This is a genomic window from Streptomyces sp. NPDC127100 (genome assembly GCF_042724095.1).
Taxonomy (GTDB): Bacteria; Actinomycetota; Actinomycetes; order Streptomycetales; family Streptomycetaceae; genus Streptomyces.
Map to the genome: position 1 here is coordinate 49,213 of NZ_JBHXFL010000032.1, position 20,448 is coordinate 69,660.

19 protein-coding genes are annotated in these 20,448 nt (G+C 73.7%); 7 read left to right on the forward strand and 12 right to left on the reverse strand.

What is annotated here, in order from left to right; all coding sequences use genetic code 11:
• The first annotated feature begins 108 nt into the window (after positions 1–108).
• Positions 109–912 carry an alpha/beta hydrolase gene (locus tag ACFWJB_RS25270; RefSeq protein WP_385460766.1) on the forward strand — a complete coding sequence of 268 codons (804 nt, stop codon included), beginning with the start codon at positions 109–111 and terminating at the stop codon, positions 910–912.
• On the forward strand, positions 905–1,567 hold the full coding sequence (locus ACFWJB_RS25275) for a hypothetical protein (RefSeq protein ID WP_385460763.1): 663 nt from the start codon (positions 905–907) through the stop codon (positions 1,565–1,567). The genes ACFWJB_RS25270 and ACFWJB_RS25275 overlap by 8 nt, the downstream gene beginning before the upstream one ends.
• 30 nt (positions 1,568–1,597) lie before the next feature.
• Here the strand turns inward: ACFWJB_RS25275 and ACFWJB_RS25280 are convergent, their stop codons facing one another.
• From ACFWJB_RS25280 to ACFWJB_RS25305, 6 genes are all read right to left on the reverse strand, one after another.
• Positions 1,598–2,344 carry an endonuclease/exonuclease/phosphatase family protein gene (locus tag ACFWJB_RS25280; RefSeq protein ID WP_385460761.1) on the reverse strand — a complete coding sequence of 249 codons (747 nt, stop codon included), beginning with the start codon at positions 2,342–2,344 and terminating at the stop codon, positions 1,598–1,600.
• Between the two features lie 138 nt (positions 2,345–2,482).
• Positions 2,483–3,436, reverse strand: a complete 954-nt coding sequence (locus ACFWJB_RS25285; RefSeq protein ID WP_385460758.1) for an ROK family glucokinase — start codon at positions 3,434–3,436, stop codon at positions 2,483–2,485.
• A 55-nt stretch (positions 3,437–3,491) separates the two neighbouring features.
• Positions 3,492–4,025: a DUF5304 domain-containing protein gene (locus ACFWJB_RS25290; protein ID WP_385460755.1), complete on the reverse strand. Its 534-nt coding sequence runs from the start codon at positions 4,023–4,025 to the stop codon at positions 3,492–3,494.
• Positions 4,026–4,082: 57 nt separating this feature from the next.
• Complete coding sequence (locus ACFWJB_RS25295; protein WP_386925029.1) at positions 4,083–5,264, reverse strand: ArsA family ATPase; 1,182 nt, start codon at positions 5,262–5,264, stop codon at positions 4,083–4,085.
• Between the two features lie 75 nt (positions 5,265–5,339).
• Positions 5,340–5,780, reverse strand: coding sequence for an SRPBCC family protein (locus ACFWJB_RS25300; RefSeq protein ID WP_385460749.1), 441 nt, complete (start codon positions 5,778–5,780; stop codon positions 5,340–5,342).
• 138 nt (positions 5,781–5,918) lie between these two features.
• The gene (locus ACFWJB_RS25305; protein ID WP_385460805.1) at positions 5,919–6,674 is read right to left on the reverse strand and encodes a metallophosphoesterase; all 756 of its coding nucleotides are present in this window, start codon (positions 6,672–6,674) and stop codon (positions 5,919–5,921) included.
• Positions 6,675–7,023: 349 nt separating this feature from the next.
• Here ACFWJB_RS25305 and ACFWJB_RS25310 point away from each other — a divergent pair, with 349 nt between their 5' ends.
• Positions 7,024–8,820, forward strand: coding sequence for an AMP-dependent synthetase/ligase (locus ACFWJB_RS25310; RefSeq protein ID WP_385460747.1), 1,797 nt, complete (start codon positions 7,024–7,026; stop codon positions 8,818–8,820).
• Positions 8,821–8,951: 131 nt separating this feature from the next.
• Here ACFWJB_RS25310 and ACFWJB_RS25315 read toward each other — a convergent pair whose 3' ends face one another.
• Entirely contained in the window at positions 8,952–10,094 is a 1,143-nt protein-coding gene (locus tag ACFWJB_RS25315; protein ID WP_386925031.1) for a glycosyltransferase family 4 protein, read from the reverse strand.
• A 121-nt stretch (positions 10,095–10,215) separates the two neighbouring features.
• Here ACFWJB_RS25315 and ACFWJB_RS25320 point away from each other — a divergent pair, with 121 nt between their 5' ends.
• On the forward strand, positions 10,216–11,466 hold the full coding sequence (locus tag ACFWJB_RS25320; RefSeq protein ID WP_386925033.1) for a glycosyltransferase 87 family protein: 1,251 nt from the start codon (positions 10,216–10,218) through the stop codon (positions 11,464–11,466).
• Here ACFWJB_RS25320 and ACFWJB_RS25325 read toward each other — a convergent pair.
• The 5 genes from ACFWJB_RS25325 to ACFWJB_RS25345 all read right to left on the reverse strand — a co-directional run bounded on the left by ACFWJB_RS25325 (position 11,423) and on the right by ACFWJB_RS25345 (position 16,854).
• Positions 11,423–12,613: a hypothetical protein gene (locus ACFWJB_RS25325; protein ID WP_386925035.1), complete on the reverse strand. Its 1,191-nt coding sequence runs from the start codon at positions 12,611–12,613 to the stop codon at positions 11,423–11,425. The two genes, ACFWJB_RS25320 and ACFWJB_RS25325, sit on opposite strands and share 44 nt — an antisense overlap.
• Positions 12,614–12,662: 49 nt before the next feature.
• Positions 12,663–13,676 (reverse strand): NlpC/P60 family protein, encoded by a 1,014-nt coding sequence (locus ACFWJB_RS25330; protein ID WP_386925037.1) that lies wholly within the window; start codon positions 13,674–13,676, stop codon positions 12,663–12,665.
• 217 nt (positions 13,677–13,893) lie between these two features.
• Positions 13,894–14,934, reverse strand: coding sequence for an NlpC/P60 family protein (locus ACFWJB_RS25335; RefSeq protein WP_385460732.1), 1,041 nt, complete (start codon positions 14,932–14,934; stop codon positions 13,894–13,896).
• A gap of 248 nt (positions 14,935–15,182) precedes the next feature.
• Positions 15,183–16,532 carry an NYN domain-containing protein gene (locus ACFWJB_RS25340; RefSeq protein WP_385460729.1) on the reverse strand — a complete coding sequence of 450 codons (1,350 nt, stop codon included), beginning with the start codon at positions 16,530–16,532 and terminating at the stop codon, positions 15,183–15,185.
• Positions 16,533–16,614: 82 nt separating this feature from the next.
• The gene (locus tag ACFWJB_RS25345) at positions 16,615–16,854 is read right to left on the reverse strand and encodes a hypothetical protein (protein WP_385460726.1); all 240 of its coding nucleotides are present in this window, start codon (positions 16,852–16,854) and stop codon (positions 16,615–16,617) included.
• Positions 16,855–17,010: 156 nt separating this feature from the next.
• Here ACFWJB_RS25345 and ACFWJB_RS25350 point away from each other — a divergent pair, with 156 nt between their 5' ends.
• From ACFWJB_RS25350 to ACFWJB_RS25360, 3 genes are all read left to right on the forward strand, one after another.
• Positions 17,011–17,775, forward strand: a complete 765-nt coding sequence (locus ACFWJB_RS25350) for a rhomboid family intramembrane serine protease (protein WP_385460723.1) — start codon at positions 17,011–17,013, stop codon at positions 17,773–17,775.
• A 684-nt stretch (positions 17,776–18,459) separates the two neighbouring features.
• On the forward strand, positions 18,460–19,527 hold the full coding sequence (locus ACFWJB_RS25355; protein ID WP_386925041.1) for a polyprenyl synthetase family protein: 1,068 nt from the start codon (positions 18,460–18,462) through the stop codon (positions 19,525–19,527).
• Positions 19,524–20,438: a hypothetical protein gene (locus tag ACFWJB_RS25360; protein WP_386925043.1), complete on the forward strand. Its 915-nt coding sequence runs from the start codon at positions 19,524–19,526 to the stop codon at positions 20,436–20,438. Before ACFWJB_RS25355 ends, ACFWJB_RS25360 begins: the two co-directional genes overlap by 4 nt.
• Positions 20,439–20,448: the final 10 nt, after the last annotated feature.

Below are 20,448 nucleotides of genomic sequence, written 5' to 3' on the forward strand. Positions count from 1 at the left end.
TCGGTGTCAGTGCGGTCGCGTACGGTGAAGTACCCGCGAGTACCGCACACGCTTCACTGCACCCGACGGTCCGGCTGTGCCGGCCCCCTGACGACAGGAGACCGAGACGTGCCGGTCCTGCCCGGAGCCGAGCCGTTCCGCCACGAGGGCGGGGAGGCCGGCGTCCTCCTCTGCCACGGTTTCACCGGTTCCCCGCAGTCGCTGCGCCCGTGGGGGCGGTATCTCGCGGAGCGCGGTCTGACCGTCGCGCTGCCCCTGCTGCCCGGGCACGGCACCCGCTGGGAGGACATGCAGGTCACCGGCTGGCAGGACTGGTACGCGGAGGTGGACCGCGAGCTGCGCGCCCTGCGGGAGCGCTGCGCGCGCGTGTTCGTGGCCGGCCTGTCGATGGGCGGGGCCCTGGCGCTGCGGCTCGCCGCGAAGCACGGCGACGCGGTGTCGGGCGTGGTGGTCGTCAACCCGGCGAACCGGATGCACGGCGTGGCCCAGCACGCCCTTCCGGTGCTGCGCCATCTGGTCCCGGCGGCCAAGGGCATCGCCAGCGACATCGCCAAGCCGCTCAGCACCGAGCTGGGGTACGACCGGGTGCCGCTGCACGCGGCCCACTCGCTGCGCACCTTCTTCCGTCTCGCCGACGGCGATCTGCCGCAGGTCACGCAGCCGCTGCTGCTGCTGCGCAGCCCGCAGGACCATGTGGTGCCGCCCGCGGACTCGGCGCGCATCCTCGGCCGGGTGTCCTCGACGGACGTCACGGAGGTCCTGCTGGAACAGAGTTACCACGTGGCGACGTTGGACCACGACGCGGACCGGATCTTCGCGGAGAGCATCGCGTTCATCGGCCGGCTGGCGCCCGGTTCCGTCAGGGAGCCGGAGTCGGGTGCCGGTGGGGAAGGGACGACCGCAGGTGGCTGAGCACGACTCCGACCGCGAGGACCGGGAGGAGCGGGACGTGGAGCGTGAGGAGCGGGACGTGGACGGGGAGCTGGAGCGGGAGGCCGGGCGGGAGCGGCCCGAAGGCCGGGGGTCCGAGGAGGAGCGCGCGCCGGAGGAGCGGGCCGCGCCCCTCGACGAGGACGCGGCCTGGGCGGCGATCGTCGCCGGGTACGGGGAGGAGCCGCCGGACCCGCCGGGGGCCAAGCCGTTCAAGTCGGTGGAGGACCTGGCCCTGCTGGAGCCGGAGACGAACGACGACGGCCCCGAGCCGGAGCGGCCGGCCTCGGCGCGTCCGCTGGGCAGCTCCGTCGCCTTCGCCCCGGGTGTCGGGCCGCGTGACCACAGTCTCGCCGAGCCCTCCGACGGTGGTCCGGGCGAGGACGACGAGGGCCACTTCGTGCCGCCCGAGCCGCCGCCGCTGCCCGAGGGCGACACCACGGCGAAGTTCGCCTGGCTGGGCGTGCTGGGCGGCCCGGTGCTGCTCCTGCTGGCGGTGGTGCTCGGCTGGGACATGACCTGGTGGCTGACGACCCTGAGCCTGGGCGGCTTCCTCGGCGGCTTCGCCACGCTGGTCATGCGGATGCGGACGGGCGACGAGGACGACGACGACCCGGGGCGGGGCGCGGTGGTCTGAGGCCGGGCTCGGCCCGGGGGCCGGGCGGGCTCAGGCCGCGGGCACGCGGAGGGCGGTCAGGACCGGAAGGTGGTCCGTGGCCGCCCTCAGGTCGTCCTCGGCCACCCCGGGGAGCCCCACGGGCACCCCGCAGCCCAGCACCTCGATGCCCTCGGTGGTGAACACCGCGTCGATGCGCTGGTGCGGGTCGGTGGCGGTGGAGGTGTACTCGCCGCCCCAGGGCGCGGCGGTCCAGCAGTCCCGCAGCCCGTCGCCGAGCCGCCGGAAGGTGGGGCCGCCGGGGCGTTCGTTCAGGTCGCCGCCCGCCACCACGTGCCGCACGCCCAGGGCGGCGACCCGGTCGAGAAGCAGGCCGGCCTGCGCGTGCCGCTCGTCCTTCTGCAGTGACAGGTGGCAGCTCACGACGCCGAGCCGGGCTCCGCCGAAGCGGACCACGGCAGTGGCGAGGCCGCGGCGGTGCAGGCCGGGGGTGAGCGGGAGCAGTACGTCCTCGGTGCGCTCCACGGTGGCCCGCAGGGAGCACAGCAGCGCCGGCCCGGCGGCCGTGGCGCCCCCGGAGAGGAGCACCAGCCCGGAGGCGGCGGCGAGCCGGGTGAGCTTCTTGCGCCAGCGGAAGAAGCGGGGGGCCTCCTGGAGGAGGACGAGGTCGGGGGCGCAGGCGGCGATCACGCGGGCGAGGGCGTCGGTGTCGTCGCGCATCGAGCGGATGTTGTAGCTGAGGACCCGGACGACGGCGGAACCGTCGGGTTCGGTGCGGGAGTTGGGGAGCGGCTCCATGTGGATCACAGTACGCCCAACGGCTCTGGCCGCGAGGAGTGTGGGCGGCTGCCGGTACGTCGTGGCCTGTCGCGCCCGCGGGGCGGAGTCCCGAACGGACTCCGCCCCGCGGCCACCGGAGGCGTGCCGTGAGCGTCGTTACATGATCGGGTCGGGCTCGCGGGCCAGGTCGGCCGCACCCACCAGGCCGGCCTTGTTGCCGAGCTGGGCGGCGATCACGTCGGCCACCGGACGCCAGTTGCCGCCGACCAGCCAGCGCTTGTACGACTTGCGGATCGGGTCGAGGACCAGGTCGCCCTCGTCGGACAGGCCGCCGCCGACGATGAAGGCGGACGGGTCGAAGAGCGAGGCCAGGTCGGCGAGGCCGGCGCCGGCCCAGCGGGCCAGCTCGCGGTAGGAGTCGACGGCGACCGGGCAGCCCTGCCGGGCGGCGACCGAGATGTGCTTGCCCTCGATGCCGTCGGGCGTGCCGTCGCCGAGCGCGAGCAGCACCTCGGCGCGCTCGGGGGTGGCGTTGGCGCGCTGCTTGGCGTAGCGGACGAGGGCGCGGCCGGAGGCGTACTGCTCCCAGCAGCCCTGCGAGCCGCAGCCGCACAGCAGTCCGTCCGGCACCATGCGGATGTGGCCGAACTCGGCGGCCACGCCGAAGTGACCGCGGCGCAGCTTGTTGCCGATGATGATGCCGCCGCCGAGGCCGGTGCCGAGCGTGATGCAGATGACGTTGCGGTGGCCCTTGCCGGCGCCGAACTTGTACTCGCCCCAGGCCGCGGCGTTGGCGTCGTTCTCCACGACGACCGGGAGGCCGACGCGGGCCTCGACCTTCTCCTTGAGCGGCTCGTTGCGCCAGTCGATGTTCGGCGCGAAGTAGACCGTCGAGCGCTGGCGGTTGACGTATCCGGCGGCGCCGATGCCCACGCCGACGATCTCGTGCCCCGCGCGTGCGCCCTCCACCGCCGAGGCGATGGCGTCCACGATGGCCTCGGGTGTGGTGGGGGTCGGCACCTTGAAGGTCGAGAGGATGTTGCCTTCCTCGTCGACCACGCCGGCCGCGATCTTCGTGCCGCCGATGTCGACGCCGATGGTGAGTCCCATGAATCCCTCAGTTCCGGTCGAGCCCCGCTACGGCCAACCGTACCCGAGGGGGGCCTCAGTCCAAGTCGATACGCTGCCCCGGGCCGGTGCCCCCGTCGCCGTCGTCGCCGGGTTCGTCCAGGTCACGGGGGTCGGCGGCGTCGGTGGCCCGGGCGGTCCAGCGACGCTCCTGGTTCTGGACGGCGGAGCGGTAGGCGGCGAGGAGCTCGCCACCGGCCGCCGCGAGGTGGTCGAAAACATCAGGATTGCGCTCGATGACCGGTTCGACGGCGGCCTTGGCCTGCTGGACGACCTGACGGACCACCTGCTGGGCGGCCGGCCCGGCGACCTGGCCGAGCAGCGGGGACTGGAGGCCGGACAGCTTCTCCGCGACCGTGTCGACGAGCCGGCGCAGTTCCTCGGCGGCCGACCCCGGCTGCGGCCCGTACTCGGACCGGCGGCGGGCCTTCTCGGCCTCCAGGTCCTCCGCGCAGGCGGTCGCCCACGCGTCGGTGTCGGACGCCCGCGCCTCGCCGGCCGGTCCGGCCGGCCCGACCGCGTCGGCCGCGTCGTGGCGCGCGTCCTCGGACGGGGGGAGCTCTTCGCTCATGACGGACTCCTGACTACGGTTCGTCCCTCCGACGTTACCCGAACGGGCGCGGCGGCATCAGCGTCCGCGCGGCCACAGCCGGGGGTCCGGCGCGAACCGCACGGCGAGGGTGCCCTCCCGCAGGGCGGCCCCGTCGACGGTGCAGCGGCGCAGCGCGGACGGCAGCGGCACGATCCGGCGGAACGGACCGGCGGTGACGACGAGTTCGTCACCGCGCCGGACGAGGTCGAGATCGTCGCGTATGGCACCGGGCAGCGGGATGTGCCAGACGAGCACGCCGTCGTCGGCCAGCCGGTCGGTGACGGGCCACTCGACCGGGGCGGCGGGCCGGTCGGCGCCCGGCGCGCCGAGGGCGGCCAGGTCGTCCGCGCCCCGCGGGTCACGTCCGAGGTGGGTGACGGTCCGGACGTCGTACACCTCCTCCCACTCCTCCAGCGCCTTGCGCTGCTGGGCGAGGGGACCGGCGGACCAGCCGTCCGCGAAGGCCTCCTCGGGCAGGACGCGGTTGGCGACCAGCAGGTCGGCGCGCAGGCCGCGCAGGGCGAGGCCGAGGCCGGCGGTGCGCACGGCGTCCGCACCGGCGGGTCCGGGCTCGGCGACGAGCCGCACCACGGTGTTCCGGTCGGCGAGGACGGACTCGGCGGCGGCCAGCTCCAGGTCCCAGCGGGCGGCGGCCTCGTACAGCGACTCGGCGGGCAGGGGGACGCCCGCGAGCCGGCCGAGGACGGGCCGCAGGGCGCGGGCGGCCTGCCGCTCGGGCGGGAGCAGGCGGCGCAGGTAGCGGCGCAGTTCCTCGGGGAGGGCGAGCAGGGCGAGGGCGCGCGGGGCGGGCGGGAGGTCGACGACGACGAGTTCGTGGGAGCCGGGGCCCTCGGCGAGGGCGGCGTCGCGCAGGGCGCGCAGCAGGGCGAGCTCCTCGGCGCCGGGCAGCGGGGTGAGCTCCTCTGCGTCCAGGCGGGCGGCGCCGAGCAGGCCGAGGGCGGAGGCGGCGCGGTCCTGGAGGGCGGCGAGGCCGTCCCGGAAGCCCCGGGCGGCGTCGGGCCGCCGGACGGTGAGGCCCGGTTCGACGAGGGCCGGTTCGGGTCCGGTGCGCATCCCGAGCGCGGCGCCGAGGGTGTCGTCGCGGTCGGCGCCGAGCAGGAGGGTGCGGGTGCCGGCACGGGCGGCGGCGAGCGCGGTGGCGGCCGCGACGGTCGTACGACCGCTGCCGCCCGGACCCGTGATCAGGATGGTGCGCATGAGGCTGAACGCTACCGCCGCCCCCGCGCCGGACCGCCGCGCCGCTCCCCGCAGCGTGCCGCCCCGGCCGGCCGGCTACTTCGGGGCCGACTCCACGCGCTTCTTCAGGCCCGCCAGCGCGCGGTCGATGATGACCTTCTCGGCCTTGCGCTTGATCATGCCGAGCATCGGGATCTTGACGTCGACCGTGAGCCGGTACGTGACCTCCGTGCCCGATCCGGCCGGCCGGAGCAGGTAGGAGCCGTCGAGCGAGCGCAGCATCTGGGACTTGACCAGCGTCCAGGACACCTCGTGCGCACCGGTCCAGGTGTACGCCAGCGTCTGGTCGTCCTTGATCGCCCCGGCGTCCATGACGAGTCGGACCTGCTCGGCACGCCCCTGCGCGTCGGCCGCGAGGACCTGCGCCTCCTTCACCTCACCGGTCCAGTCCGGGTAGCGGGCGAAGTCGGCGATCACCTCCATGACGTCGGCCGGTGCCGCCTCGATCGTGATGCTCGAGCTGGTGTGTTCCGCCATCGCCGTGGCTCCTCCAGATGCGGGCCGGTACTGAGGTACGCCGTGCGCCGGAGCGCGCACGCGTGTGCCGCGTGAAGGCTATCGCGCACCGGAGCGGCGGATGTCACCACCTGCCTGCGACAGTCCGGCCGCGCTGACTCACCACTCCAGCGCCCACGGCTTCCCCGTCGACGCGAAGTGGCCGACGTTCACGCACTCGGTCGCCCCGATCCGCATCCGCCGCACCAGCGGCTGGTGCACGTGTCCGAACAGGGCGTAGCGCGGCCGGGTCCGCCGGATCGCGTCCAGCAGGGCGCGGCTGCCGCGCTCGAAGCGCCGCGCCACCGTGTCGTAGACCAGCTCCGGCACCTCCGGCGGGATGTGCGTGCACAGCACGTCCACCTCGCCGACGGCCTCGATCTTCGCTGCGTACTCCTCGTCGCCGATCTCGTACGGCGTGCGCATCGGGGTGCGCAGGCCGCCGCCGACGAAGCCGAAGACCCGGCCGCCGATCTCGACGCGCTCGCCGTCCAGCACGGTCGTGCCCGGTCCGGCGTACTCCGGCCACAGGGGCGGCATGTCGACGTTGCCGTAGGTGGCGTACGTCGGCGTGGGGAACGCGGCGAACAGCTCGGCGTACTGCCCGCGCACCGCCCGCTCGATCAGCGCGCCGCGGTTCTCGCCGACGCCCGCCCACAGCCGGGCCCCCAGCTCCCGGGCCTCGGCGAAGCGGCGGGCGGTGCGCAGCTCGACGATGCGGTCGGCGTTGGCCTCGCCGAACAGGTCCGGGAAGATGCCGCGCGAGTGGTCGGCGTAGTCGAGGAAGAGGACCAGGTCCCCGAGGCAGATCAGGGCGTCGGCGCCCTCGCCGGCCCTGGCCAGGTCGCGCGCGTTGCCGTGCACGTCGCTCACCACGTGGACGCGCGTGGTCGTGTTGCCGGCCGGTGTGGGTGCCATGGCGATCAAGGGTAAGTGTGTGCGCCCCGCGTGAACAGTGGCGGCCGGACCTGCGGTTACTGGCTGGTCGCCCCGGGTGTCGACTACTCTGCGCCAAGGAAACCCCATCCGTGTGACGCAGCGAACATCTCGCGGGGACCCCCTGTCGGAGACGCCATACCGGCGGGTAACGTCCGGGCAGTCCAGTCGTGCTCAGGATTTCAACATGTGAATCGGCATGTTCTCCTCGAGCACTTGCCCGAGCCTTGGACCGCACCGTCGCATCACACAACGTCGTGGCGCCGGCGCCCTATGAGGAGCAGCAGTCTTGCGCGAGTTCAGCCTTCCGGCTTTGTACGAGGTCCCTGCGGACGGAAATCTGACCGACATCGTCCGCAGAAACGCCGCGCAGCATCCGGACGTCGCCGTCATCGCCCGCAAGGCCGGCGGCACCTGGCAGGACGTGAGCGCCCGTGCCTTCCTCGCCGAGGTGCACGCCGCCGCCAAGGGCCTCATCGCCTCCGGCGTCCAGCCGGGCGACCGGGTCGGCCTGATGTCCCGTACGCGCTACGAGTGGACACTGCTGGACTTCGCGATCTGGAGCGCGGGCGCGATCACCGTGCCGGTGTACGAGACCAGCTCGCCGGAGCAGGTGCAGTGGATCCTCGGCGACTCGGGCGCCACGGCGTGCGTCGTGGAGTCGGCCGGGCACGCCGCCGCCGTGGAGTCGGTGCGCGAGCGGCTGCCCGCCCTCAAGAACGTCTGGCAGATCGACGCCGGTGCCGTCGAGGAGCTGGGGCGCCTCGGCGGGGACGTCACCGACGAGGCGGTCGAGGAGCGCAGCTCGATCGCGAAGGCCGACGACCCGGCGACCATCGTCTACACGTCGGGCACCACCGGCCGCCCCAAGGGCTGCGTGCTCACCCACCGCAGCTTCTTCGCCGAGTGCGGCAACGTCGTCGAGCGCCTGCGCCCGCTGTTCCGCACGGGCGAGTGCTCCGTCCTGCTGTTCCTCCCGCTCGCCCACGTCTTCGGCCGCCTCGTCCAGGTCGCGCCGATGATCGCGCCGATCAAGCTGGGCTGCGTCCCGGACATCAAGAACCTCACCGACGAACTGGCCGCGTTCCGGCCGACGCTGATCCTGGGCGTGCCGCGCGTCTTCGAGAAGGTCTACAACTCGGCGCGCGCCAAGGCGCAGGCCGACGGCAAGGGCAGGATCTTCGACAAGGCCGCCGACACGGCGATCGCGTACAGCAAGGCCCTGGACACCCCGTCGGGGCCGTCCGTCGGTCTGAGGATCAAGCACAAGGTCTTCGACAGGCTCGTCTACAGCAAGCTCCGCACGGTCCTCGGCGGGCGCGGCGAGTACGCCATCTCCGGCGGTGCCCCGCTCGGCGAGCGCCTCGGCCACTTCTTCCGCGGCATCGGCTTCACGGTCCTGGAGGGCTACGGCCTGACCGAGTCCTGCGCGGCGACCGCGTTCAACCCCTGGGACCGGCAGAAGATCGGCACGGTCGGCCAGCCGCTGCCCGGCTCGGTGGTGCGCATCGCCGACGACGGCGAGGTGCTGCTGCACGGCGAGCACCTGTTCAAGGAGTACTGGAACAACCCGGGGGCGACCGCGGAGGCGCTGGCCGACGGCTGGTTCCACACCGGGGACATCGGCACCCTCGACGAGGACGGCTACCTGCGCATCACCGGCCGCAAGAAGGAGATCATCGTCACCGCCGGCGGCAAGAACGTCGCCCCGGCCGTGATCGAGGACCGCATCCGGGCGCACGCGCTGGTCGCGGAGTGCATGGTGGTCGGCGACGGGCGGCCGTTCGTGGGCGCGCTGGTCACCGTGGACGAGGAGTTCCTCGGCCGCTGGTGCGCGGACCACGGCAAGCCGGCCGGCTCGACGGTGGCCTCGCTGCGCGAGGACCCGGACCTGCTCGCCGCGATCCAGTCGGCGGTCGACGACGGCAACGCGGCGGTGTCGAAGGCCGAGTCGGTGCGCAAGTTCCGTGTGCTGGGCGCCCAGTTCTCGGAGGAGTCGGGGCACCTGACCCCGTCGCTGAAGCTGAAGCGGAACGTGGTGGCGAAGGACTACGCGGACGAGATCGAGGCGATCTACGCGAAGTAGCCGAGCGGGGGGGCGCCCATGGAGGTGCCCCCTTGTCACCGTGGGCGGGTGCCGGTGCGTCGTGGCTTGTCGCGCGGTTCCCCGCGCCCCTGACCCGCATGCCCCGGCCCCCGTTGCCGAGACCCCCCGCGTTACAGCAACGCCTTCAGGTGCTCCGCCAGCAGGTCCCAGCGCCACTTCTCCTCGACCCAGGACCGGCCCCGCTCGCCCATCCGGCGGCGCAGTTCCGGGTCGGCGAGTAGAGCGGTGACGCGGTCGGCCGTCTGCTCCGCCGAGTCGCCGCGCACGACCCAGCCCGTCTCCCCGTCGAGCACGGCGTCCGGGGCGCCGCCGGAGTCGCCGGCGACGACGGGCAGGCCGGTCGCGGACGCCTCCAGGTAGACGATGCCGAGCCCCTCCACGTCCAGCCCGCCCCGCCGGGTGCGGCACGGCATGGCGAAGACGTCCCCGGCGCCGTAGTGCGCGGGCAGCTCGGCCCAGGGCACGGCGCCGGTGAAGCGCACAGAGGCGGCGACGCCGGTGTCCCGGGCGAGGCGGCGCAGGTCCTTCTCGTAGGGGCCGCCGCCGACGATCAGCAGGACGGCGTCCGGCTCGGCGGCTAGGACGCGCGGCATGGCCCGGATCAGCGTGTCCTGGCCCTTGCGCGGCACCAGCCGCGAGACGCACACCACGACGGGCCGGTCGGTCAGCCCGAGCCGGGCCCGCACCTCGTCACCGCCGCTGTCCGGGTGGAAGGTCTTCTCGTCGACGCCCGGCGGCAGCTGCACCATCCGCGCGGCGGCCGCCGGCGTGAGCGCGCCCGCGATCCGCGAGCGCGTGTACTCGCCGAGGTAGGTGATCCTGTCCGTCGACTCCCCGATCCGGCGCAGCAGTTGCCGGGCGGCGGGCAGCTGGGCCCAGCCGGCCTCGTGCCCGTGGGTGGTGGCGACGATCCGCTCGGCGCCCGCCTTGCGCAGGGCGGGCGCCATCAGCCCGAGGGGCGCCGCCGCCCCGAACCACACCGACGTGCACCCGTGCTCGCGCAGCAGCCCGACCGCCCGCCGGGTCGCGCCCGGCGTCGGCAGCAGCATCGTCGTACGGTCGCGCACGACGGTGAAGGGCTGCTCGGCGTCGAAGGCGGCGGTGGCCTCGAGGCCCTCCCGGCTCCGCTTCCAGGTGGAGGCGTAGACGACCAGCCGCTCGGGGTCCAGGCGCAGCGCCATGTTGTGCAGGAAGGCCTGGATGCCGCCGGGGCGGGGCGGGAAGTCGTTCGTCACGATCAAGGTCTTGCGCATCGCCGCCGACCCTACCGAACCGGCCGCCCGGGGCGGGGCCCGGCCGTGTCGGTGGAACGCGCGCGGGCGTCCGGGCCATCATGGGGCACCGGCACGGCACACGCGGACGGGCAGGGAGCACGTGGAGACGACGGACGCGGCGCGGTCCCCGCTGGGGCCGCTGACGGCCTGGGGCGTCACGCGGCTGGTGCTGCTGCTGTTCGTGCTCAGGGTGCTGGTCCTCCCGGGCCCGGACGTCACCAGCGACGTGTCGGTCATCTACCGGGACTGGTACGACGTCCTGCGCACCGGGACGTTCCCCCTGGACGACGTCACCTGGCAGTACCCGCCCGCCGCGGCGTTCGCGATCCTCTCCCCCGGCCTGCTGCCCTTCTGGGACTACCCCACCGCCTTCTTCGCGCTGGCCTGCGCCGCGGACCTGACCGTACTGGCGCTGCTGCTGCGGGCCGGCCGGGGACCCGGCCGGTCCCGGGCCGGCGCCCGGGTGTGGGTGGCGGGCGTCCCGCTGCTCGGTCCGACGGTGTACGCCCGGTACGACGTGATGGTCACCGCCGTCGCGGTCGGCGCGCTGCTCGCCGCCGGGCGGCATCCCCGGGCGGCGGGTGCCCTGGCGGCGCTCGGGGCGCTGCTGAAGGTGTGGCCGGCGCTGGTGCTCGCCGGTCTGCGCGGGCGCGGTACCTGGGCGGCGGCGGCCCTGACGGGGGCGGGCCTGGCCGCGCTGTTCGCCGTGACCATGCCCGGCGCGTTCGCGTTCCTGACGTTCCAGCGCGAGCGGGGCACCGAGGTGGAGTCCCTGGGCTCGCTCGTCCTGCACGTCGCCCGGCACTTCGGCTGGGACGGCCGGGTGCTGCTCAACTACGGCTCCGTCGAGTTCCTCGGCCCCCACGTGGGCACGGTGAGCACGGTCTCCCTCGCGCTGACCGCGACGGCGTTCGGCTGGCTGCTGCTGTGGCGGCTCGCGGCCTCGCGGTTCGCGGCGCACACGGCGGCGGACGCGGCGCTCACGGCGGTGCTGCTGTTCACGGTGACCAGCCGGGTGATCAGCCCCCAGTACCTGGTCTGGCTGGTCGGCCTCGCCGGGGTCTGCGGGTGCTTCCGGGCGAGCCGGATGCGGGTGCCCGCCGCGCTGGTGCTGGCGGCGAGCGCGGTGACGGTGCTGGAGTTCCCCGTCTGGTTCGCGCACGTCGTGGCGAGCGACCCGCTGGGGATCGCGCTCCTGTCCGTCCGCAACGGGCTGCTGGTGGCGGCCGCGCTCGTCGCGGCCCGGGCGCTGTGGCGCGGCGCCGTGCCGCGCGGGGGGCCGGGACGCTCCGCCGCCTTCCGGCGGCTCAGCCGAGCTCCGTCCGCAGATACTCCCGCCACCGCGCCGTGAACGCGTCCCCGCTCGTGCCGAGCACGTCCCGCATCGCGTCCTCGACCGCGCCCGCGCGTCCGTCGTGGGCGCCCACGGCCCGGTAGAAGGCGTCCAGGCGGTCCTCGCCCCACTCGTCGGCGATCATGCGGCAGGCCAGCCAGCCGCCCTCGTAGGCGCGGGCGAGCGCGTCCGCCTCACCGGTGAAGCCGAAGTCCTCGTCCGTGGGCAGCCCGGCGGGCAGCCGGCCCTCGGACACCGCGCGGGTCAGTTCGGCGGCGGCCTGCGAGGGCGCGCGGCCGTCGGCCCGGTAGCCGACCCAGTCGGCATAGCCCTCGGACAGCCACAGCGGCGTGGCGGCGGTGGTGTGGACGCGCGTGGCGACGTGGGTGGTCTCGTGGGTGAGCACGACCTGCCGGCCCAGGGTGCCGAGCAGCCCGTACGCGTCGGGGTTGACGATGATCCGGTCCGCGGGCGCCCGCTCCCGGCCGCCCGTCTCGCCGGTGGTGACCGCGGCGATGCCCCGGTAGGAGGAGGCGGGCGAGCCGAGCAGCCCCGCCATCCCATCCAGCGACGTGGGCACCAGCACGACGATCCGGCGGCTCCACGCGCCGTCCCAGGCGTCGGACACGGCCGGCACCGCGCGGTCGGCCAGGTCCGCGTAGCCGCGCAGCGCCACGGTGGACTGCCCGACGCCGAGGACGAGGCTGTGCTCGCCCCGCACCACCCGCACCGGGCCCTGGTCCCACGGCTGCTGGCCGGACCGCTCCGCGGGCCGGTCGGAGTCGACGGACCAGTCCCCGTCCCGCTCCCGGCTGAGCCGCACGGTGCGGGCGGTGGTGACGGCGCCCCGGTCGTAGCCGTCGACGCGGTAGCTGAGGTCGACGTCGGCGGTGGCGGTGTCGCCGGTGCGGTGGACGCCGGTCACGCGGTACGACCAGTCGGCCAGCGGCACCGCGGCCAGGTTTCCGAAGCCGGTCCCGGTGCCGGTGCGGGCCCAGGCGGTCCGGTCGTGGGCGAGGACGGCCGCCGCGCGCCGGTCCAGGACCCGCTGCACCTCGGCCCCGACGGGGTCGGCCGGGGTCCGGCCGCCGCAGGCCACGAGGGAGACCAGCAGCAGGCACAGCGCCACCACCGAGGAACCCGACACGCGCCTTCGACCAGCCATCCTCCCGATCGTACGGGCGCAGGGCCGCGGGGGCCCGGGTTCGGGGAGGTCAGACCCTGGTGACCGAGGAGACCGGCATCATGCCGACCGGGTCGTAGCGCACCGGGGCGCCCGGGTAGGGCGCGTGGATCACCTGGCCGTTGCCGGCGTACATGCCGATGTGACTGGCGTCGTCCCGGTAGGCGACCAGGTCGCCGGGCCGCGCCTCGGAGAGCGGGATCCGGCGGCCCGCGTACCGCTGTGCCTGCGAGGTGCGCGGCAGACCGACCCCGGCCTGGGCGTACGCCCACTGGGTCAGGCCCGAGCAGTCGAAGCCGGTGGGGCCGTTGGCGCCCCACACGTAGGGTCTGCCGAGCGCGGAGCGGGCCGCGGCGAAGGCGGCCGCGGACCGGCCGGAGGCGGGTACGCCGCCGAGGGCGGACAGGTCGGCGCGGCCCGAGCGCGAGGCGCGTCCGTAGGCGGCGCGTTCGCCGGCTGGGAGGGTGCCGAGCAGCCGGCGGGCCCGGGCGAGCTTGCGCTCGACGGTCTTCTTGTGGGCGGCGACGGCCTTGCGGCCCTTCTCCAGCTCGGCGAGCTTGCGGGCGGCCTCGGCACGGTCCTGGGTCAGTTCGCGTGTGACCCGCCGGAGCTCCCGGAGTTCGCCGGCCTGGTGGGCGGTGATCCGGTCGAGCACGGAGGCCTTGTCGAGGTAGTCGTCCGGGTCGGCGGAGAGCAGCAGCGCGAGGGACGGGTCGACGCCGCCCGCGCGGTACTGGGCTCCGGCGAGCGAACCGAGCCCGTCCCGCATGGTGTTGATCCGCTGCTGCTTGCGGGCGATCTCGTCCTGGGCGGCGTCGACCTCCTCGCGCAGGGCGTCGGTGCGCTCGTCGGCCTTGTTGTAGGCCTCGGTCGCCTGCTCCGCCTCCGTGTGCAGGCGGTCCACCTCGGCACGTGTGTCGTCGTGCGGCGCGGCCACGGCCGCCGGTACGGCGCCCAGGACGGCGGTGGCTACGGAGAGAAGGCCGAGGGCGGCGGTGGCGCCGCGGTCGAGCCCGGACGGTGCAAGGCGGCGATGGGACCCCACGGGAAGCCGCACTCCTTCCGCTGGCGGACGGGAAACGCGGCAGACAGTAACCCCGCGGCGGGGCCGGCGACCAACGGCCGGGAAGGGGCGCGGAACGCGGCACCCCGCCGCTGACGCAGGTCAGACGGCGGGGCGGGCGGTCGGAACACGGTGCCGTGATTCCCCCGAACGGGCGGCACGGGCGGGACGTTCGCGGATGGTCGTCCCGGGGCGCGGGTCAGACGCGGACGCCCCACATGAAGGGGCCGCCGATGGTGTTCATCGACTCGTAGCGGACGACCGTGCCGGTGCGCGGCGCGTGCAGGACCTGGCCGTTGCCGGCGTAGAGGCCCACGTGGTGCAGGTCGTTGAAGAAGAACACGAGGTCGCCGACCTGGAGGTCGCTCATCGAGGAGATGCGCGTGCCGTAGTTGGCCTGGGCCTCGGAGGTGCGGGGTATGCCGACGCCGGCCTGCGCGTAGGCCCAGGAGGTGAGGCCCGAGCAGTCGAAGGAGGACGGGCCGGTGGCGCCGTAGACGTACGGCGTGCCGATCTTGCTCTGGGCGGCGGAGAACGCGGCACCGGCGCGGCCGGAGGCGGACGCCGTGGAGCCGGAGAGGGCCTCGCGCTCGCTGCTGCGGGTGGCGCGGTCCTGCTCGGCGGTGAGGGCGGCCTTCTCCGCGGCGGTGAGCGTGTTGAGGAGCTTCTGGGCGGAGGAGAGCTTGCCCTGGACCTCCTTCTTCTTCTTGCCCAGTTCGGTGCGGGTGGCCGAGAGGTCCTTGAGCTTCTTGGAGGCCTCGGCTCGCTGCTGGGCCAGGTCGCGCTGCTTCTCCTGGATCTTCTTCAGCGACTCGACCTGCTGACCGCTGAGCTGGTCGAGCGTGGAGGCCTTGTCCAGGTAGTCGTCCGGGTCGGCGGACAGGAAGAGCTGGAGGGAGGGGTCGATGCCGCCGGAGCGGTACTGGGCGCTGGCCATCGAACCGAGGCCGTCGCGCAGGTCGTTGAGCTCTTCCTGGCCGCGGGCGACGTTGTCCTGGATGGTGGAGATCTCCTTCTGGAGCTTCTCCTGCTTCTCCTTGGCCCCGTTGTACTTCTCGGTGGCCTGCTCCGCCTCTTCGTAGAGCTTGTCGACCTTGGCCTTGACCTCGTCCTTGCTCGGCTTCTCGCTCGGCGCGGCGTTGGCCGCCTGCGAGCTGAGAGCGACTGCGGCTGCCGCGGCGGTGGTGAGCACGGTCACACGCGTGCGGCTCGGCTGCTTGGGACGACGGTGGGACGCCACGGAGTCGAGCTCCTTCTTGAGGGGGATCACCCGATCGCGGGTTCGAAGGCAGACCCTAGTGACCAAGTCGTGATGAGTTCAAATCCTCAGGTGAAAATAGTGAGCCCGATGAGGCATATTTTGCCGTGAACTCACGTGCGGTGAGGCGGCCTTGACCGTGCGTCGCGTCGAGCGCCCCCCAATCCGGGCAAGGCGCCCCTATGTTGCGCTTGGGACGGACGGCACCCCGGGGACATTCCGCCCGGGACTCAGCCGTGCGAGAACCGCTTGAGGAGGACCACCGAGGCCACCGGCCGCGCGCCCGCCTTCGCCACCCCGTCGGCGACCTCGCGGTCGGTGGAGACGACGATGACCGGGCGGCCCGGCGGCTCGGCCCGCACCAGCTGGCGGATCAACTCGTCGGCGGTGACACCGGGCTTGGAGAACAGCACCCGCACCCCGCGCGGCGGCGCCAGGAGCACCGGCGCGGCCAGTTCGGCCCCGTCGAAGACGCAGGTCGTCTCGGCGCCGGTCTGCGCGGCGAGCTGGGAGAGCTGACCGAGCAGGCGCAGCCGCTGCTTCTCCAGCGGCATCTGCGGATAACCGGTCTTGGTGACGTTGTAGCCGTCGACGACCAGATGCGCCTGGGGCAGCGCGAGCAACTGGTCCAGGATGGCGGGGTCGTGCTCGGACAGGGCGCGGGCGGCGATGTCCTTCGGGCTCATCCGGCCGGGCTCGACCGCGTCCACCGTCTCCGCGGGCCGCACCGACACCGGGGGCAGCGCGAGCTCCCGGCGCAGCCCCTGGGTGGCGTCCAGCAGCGTGTCGAGGAGCAGCCGGACGCGCATGTCCTCGGTGCTGCGTCCCTCGCGCGCCGCCCGGCGGGCGGCCTCCAGGGCGGCCTCCGCCTCGCCGAGGCGGGCCTTGAGCCGCCGGCTCTCGCTCTCGGCGGCGGAGAGCTGGGCGCTGCCCTCGGCGCGGACGGCGTCCATCTCGTCCCGGACCTTGCGCAGGGCCGCCTCGCCGCGCTTGACGTCGCTGAGGGCGGAGCGCAGCTTGCGGTGCAGCGACTCGGTCTCCTTCTTCGCCGCGTCCAGCTCGCCGCGCAGCCGCTCCGTCTCGGCCCTGGTGTGCTCCCGGGCCCGGGCCAGCTCCTCCTGCAGCCGCTCCAGCTCCGCGCGGCTCTCCTCGTCGGCGCGCTCGGCGTGCGCGCGCTGCGCCTCCTCGCCGGCGGCGGTCACCAGCTTCACCCAGCCGTGCGGGCGCAGCACGTAGGCCGCGGCCGCCACGTCGAGGGGGTCCGCGGCCGGGGGCGGGGAGTTGGAGTCCAGGGCTCCGGCCAGCTCCGGCTGGGCCTCCCTGAACTTCTCGCCGATCCGCTGCCGGAACAGGGGGTCGGTCTCCACGGCGGCGGCCATGGCGTTGCCGGCGAACTTGGCCCGGCGGTTGGGGGCGAAGCGGGCGTACTGTCTCAGCTGTGCGGGCAGTTCGCCGAGGGTGAGTCCGCCGAAGCCGTCGGAGACGATCTGCACGACCCTGCGGCGCACTCCGTCGGGCAGCGGGCGGTCGAGCACCTCAGCGGCGCCGTCGTCCGGCCCCCCGCCGTGTGTCTCCACCATCCGTCACCCCAATGCCTCTGCTGCCTGCGCATGCCTGTGCGCGGTCCCGGTACGGGACCACGGCCCGCGGGACCCGCTCCCGTCAGGAGCCGGCGCCGGGCCTGTCCACGAGTTCCACCTGGTCCACGGCGTTGCACCAGCGGCACCGCACCGACTCGATGGTCTCACTGAGCACCTCGCGCTCCTCGACCGTCGGCTCTCCGGCCAGATCGAGGTGCACGTACTCGACGACCTTCGAGGCGCGGGTCACGTCGAACCGGGTGAGGTTGCCGCAGAGGGTGCAGCGCCACCGCGTCGCGTCGGTCGGCAGGGGAACCGTCATCGTGCCTGTTCGCTCTCTTCCAGTGTCCGCGACGCCCCGGCCTCCCCGGCGCGTATGGCTCGTAACCCTACGGCCTGGCGGGTACCCGCCGCCCACGTGTCCACGGCGGCGAGGCGATATGGGCGGATGCGCCCGGTTGCGTCATGCTCTGTGTTCATGATCCGCGACTGGATGAGGGCGGCCGCCGGGAAGGCCGGGGCGCGCGGTGCGGCCCGCCCGCCGCACGGCCGGACGGCGCCCGTGACGTACGCGCTGATCATCCTGTGCTGTCTGCTGTTCCTGGTCAGCCCGGCGTCGGGGTTCGATCCGGCCCACCGCTCCGGCGAGGAGCTGCTCACCGCGCAGCGTGCCTGGTTCCGCCGCTGGGGCGTGATCCCCGCAGAACTGTTCGAGGACTCCCCCGGGGCCGCCCTGACCCCCGCCACGGCGCTGTTCGTCCACGGAAGCTGGGTGCACCTGCTCGGCAACATGCTCTTCCTCTACGTCTTCGGCGCGATGACCGAGGCGCGGATGGGACGGCTCCAGTTCCTGCTGTTCTACGTCGGCTGCGGCTACCTGGCGCTGCTGGGCTACGCGGCGGCCAACGCACACTCCCAGGAGTCCCTGGTCGGGGCCTCCGGGGCGATCTCCGCGGTCCTCGGGGCGTTCCTCTTCCTCTTCCCGCGCGCCCGCGTGACCAGCCTCCTGCCCTTCCTCCTCTTCCTGCCGCTGCGCTTCCCGGCCTGGGTGGTGCTGCCGTTCTGGGCGTTCCTCCAGTGGATGGCGGCGGGGCGGGCCGGCGACGGCCCGGGGGTGGCCTACCTCGCGCACCTGGTGGGCTTCGGGCTGGGCTTCGTCTTCGCCTGGGCGCGGTTCGGGGGCGCCGGCGAGCCCGTGCCGCGCACCGGTTCGGAGCCGGACGGGGACGGCCGGTCGGCCTGAGGAACGGAGGCGTTCGCACACGGCTGCGGAAAACGCCCGGAAAATATATGCCCTTGTCACGCCCGGTAGCCCTGTGCATACCATCGCTCATGGGTTCGGACGCGTTGGCGCCGAACCCGCGACCAAACCTGCCACTTTCTCGGGGGACACAGTGGAAAAAACGGGGAAGGAACTTCGGACGAATGTCCGGAGCATACGGTTGCACGGCTCTTCGTACGTCCGTTCCGCAGGCCGGGACACACCCGGCCGTGACACATGGTTCCGCGACTCACCGCACCGTTTCCCACCCTTTCGCCGCCCGGTGATCACCCTGTTCGCCCGCGTCCCGGGGCGGGGTGGCGCACGCGGCCGGGGCCGCACGCCGTCCGCGTCCGGCGGCCCCCGCAGATCCTCGTCGGCGCACCTCGCACCCGTCCCGCCCACGTGGCCGGGCCCGCGCCCCGCCGCACCGCGGCGCACCGCTCCGTAGGGGCTCCGGCGGCCTGAGCCGCCACGACGTGCCCTTCCGGTCCGCTCGCCGCCGGCGGGGCGACCTCCGACCGCACGCATCACCGGGGCCCGCCACCGGCCTCCCGCACCCGTCCGTACCTCGGCGCGCCCATCGGCGTGCGCGCCTCCGCCGCCGGGCCGTGCGCCGGCGCTGCCGTCGCCGCGAGCCCCACGAGGGGGATCAAGCAGACAAACATGAGTACCCAGACGATATCTCCGGACATAATCGACGCGCACACGGCGAAAAGTGCCGTGGACGCCGCTCTCCTGAATTTCCTGGAGGACCGCAGGAAGAACTCCGGACGCCGGCAGATGGCCGGACTCATCGATCTGCTCACGGAATTCATGGCGGGCGGCAAACGAATTCGCCCGGCCCTGACCGTGCTGGGCTGGCAGGCGGCCGGCGGGGAAAGCGGCGAATCCGCCGTGGTGCGGGTCGCCGCCTCTCTCGAAATGTTCCACGCCTTCGCCCTCATCCACGACGACGTGATGGACGACAGCGACACCCGCCGCGGCCGCCCCACCGTGCACCGCCTGCTGGCCGGGCAGGGGGCGGACAACCGGACGGAGCGGTTCGGCCTCGGCGCGGCGGTGCTGCTGGGCGATCTCGCGTTCGCCTGGTCGGACCAGTTGCTGCACACCGCGGAGCTCGCCCCCGGGCAACTGGCCGCCGTCCTCCCGCTCGTCACCGAGATGCGCACCGAGGTGATGCTCGGCCAGTACCTGGACCTGGAGGCCACCGGCGAGCTGACGGACGACATCGACGCGACACTGCTGGTCAACCGCTACAAGACCGCCAAGTACACGGTCGAACGCCCCCTGCACATCGGAGCCGCCCTCGCCGGCGCCGGGCCGGAGGCGATGGCCGCGTGCACCGCGTACGCCCTGCCCCTGGGCGAGGCGTTCCAGCTCCGCGACGACCTCCTCGGCGTGTACGGGGACGTCCGCGACACCGGCAAGTCCCGCCTCGACGACCTGCGCGCCGGCAAGAACACCACCCTGGTCGCCCTCGCTCTGCGGGCCGGGACCGAGACGCAGGCCGCCCGGCTGCGCGCGCTGATCGGCGACCCCCACCTGGACGAGGCCGGCGCCGAGGAGGTCCGCGGGCTCTTCGCGGCCACCGGCGCCCGGGACACCGTGGAACGCATGATCGACGACCGCTACCGGCAGGCCCTGCGCGCGCTGGACGCCGCCCCCTTCACCGCCGGGGCGGTCACCGAACTGAAGCACCTCGCCGTCACGGCCACCAGGAGGAACTCGTGAGCGCCGACCTGACCGCCCCCGCGACCCCGGCCACCGGCGCCGCCCGCTACCGGCAGGAGTGCACCGACGCGTTCGCCGGGCTCTTCGACCGGTACGTCGGGTACGAGGCGAGGAAGGTGCCCATGACGGACGCGGAGCTGCGCGAGGTCATCGACGCCTGCAACCGGGCCGTCGCCCCGCTGGGCAAGAGCGTCTCCGACAAACGCTGGATCTCCTACATGGACGTGGTGCGCTGGTCGCAGAGCGCCCGGCACATCGTGGACATGGAGGCGTTCAAGGCCGTCTGCGTGCTCAACTGCGTGACGTTCGTCTGGGACGACATGGACTCCGCCCTGCACGACTTCGGCCTCTTCCTGCCCCAGCTGCGCTCGGTGTGCGAGCGGTACTACTCCCCGCAGGACGCGGAGTTCGCTTACGAGGGCGCCCGCGCCTTCGTCACCAGCGACCACATGTTCCGCGACTCCCGCCTGAAGACCGTGCTGTGCGGCACCTCGCCCGAGCAGTACTTCCGCTACCGCGTCACCGACGTCGGAGTGGACTTCTGGATGCGGATGTCCTACCCGATCTACCGGCACCCGCAGCTGACCGAGCACGCCAAGACGGGCCTCGCCGCCCGGATGACGACCCGCGGGCTGGCCGTCGTCAACGACTTCTACTCCTACGACCGCGAGCACGCCCTCGGGCAGGTCACCAACTGCTTCCGGCTGTGCGACGTGTCGGACGAGGACGACTTCCGGCGCTTCTTCGGCGCCCGGCTGGACGACATGGCCGAGGACCTGCGGTGCATACGGGCCTTCGACGACACCACCCGGGACGTCCTGCTCGACCTGATCCACGGCAACTTCGTGTGGACCACGCGCGACCGGCGCTACCAGGCCCCGGTCAACGACGTCAACTCGACGATCCAGTAGGGAGACCGCC

Bases quoted from the DNA above. Each gene is read 5' to 3' on its own strand.
- ACFWJB_RS25315 (WP_386925031.1), bottom strand. From the start codon at position 10,094: ATGCGCAAGACCTTGATCGTGACGAACGACTTCCCGCCCCGCCCCGGC.
- ACFWJB_RS25350 (WP_385460723.1), top strand. From the start codon at position 17,011: ATGATCCGCGACTGGATGAGGGCGGCCGCCGGGAAGGCCGGGGCGCGC.
- ACFWJB_RS25280 (WP_385460761.1), bottom strand. From the start codon at position 2,344: ATGGAGCCGCTCCCCAACTCCCGCACCGAACCCGACGGTTCCGCCGTC.
- ACFWJB_RS25300 (WP_385460749.1), bottom strand. From the start codon at position 5,780: ATGGCGGAACACACCAGCTCGAGCATCACGATCGAGGCGGCACCGGCC.
- ACFWJB_RS25355 (WP_386925041.1), top strand. From the start codon at position 18,460: ATGAGTACCCAGACGATATCTCCGGACATAATCGACGCGCACACGGCG.
- ACFWJB_RS25285 (WP_385460758.1), bottom strand. From the start codon at position 3,436: ATGGGACTCACCATCGGCGTCGACATCGGCGGCACGAAGATCGCGGCC.
- ACFWJB_RS25295 (WP_386925029.1), bottom strand. From the start codon at position 5,264: ATGCGCACCATCCTGATCACGGGTCCGGGCGGCAGCGGTCGTACGACC.
- ACFWJB_RS25345 (WP_385460726.1), bottom strand. From the start codon at position 16,854: ATGACGGTTCCCCTGCCGACCGACGCGACGCGGTGGCGCTGCACCCTC.
- ACFWJB_RS25290 (WP_385460755.1), bottom strand. From the start codon at position 4,025: ATGAGCGAAGAGCTCCCCCCGTCCGAGGACGCGCGCCACGACGCGGCC.
- ACFWJB_RS25325 (WP_386925035.1), bottom strand. From the start codon at position 12,613: ATGGCTGGTCGAAGGCGCGTGTCGGGTTCCTCGGTGGTGGCGCTGTGC.
- ACFWJB_RS25340 (WP_385460729.1), bottom strand. From the start codon at position 16,532: ATGGTGGAGACACACGGCGGGGGGCCGGACGACGGCGCCGCTGAGGTG.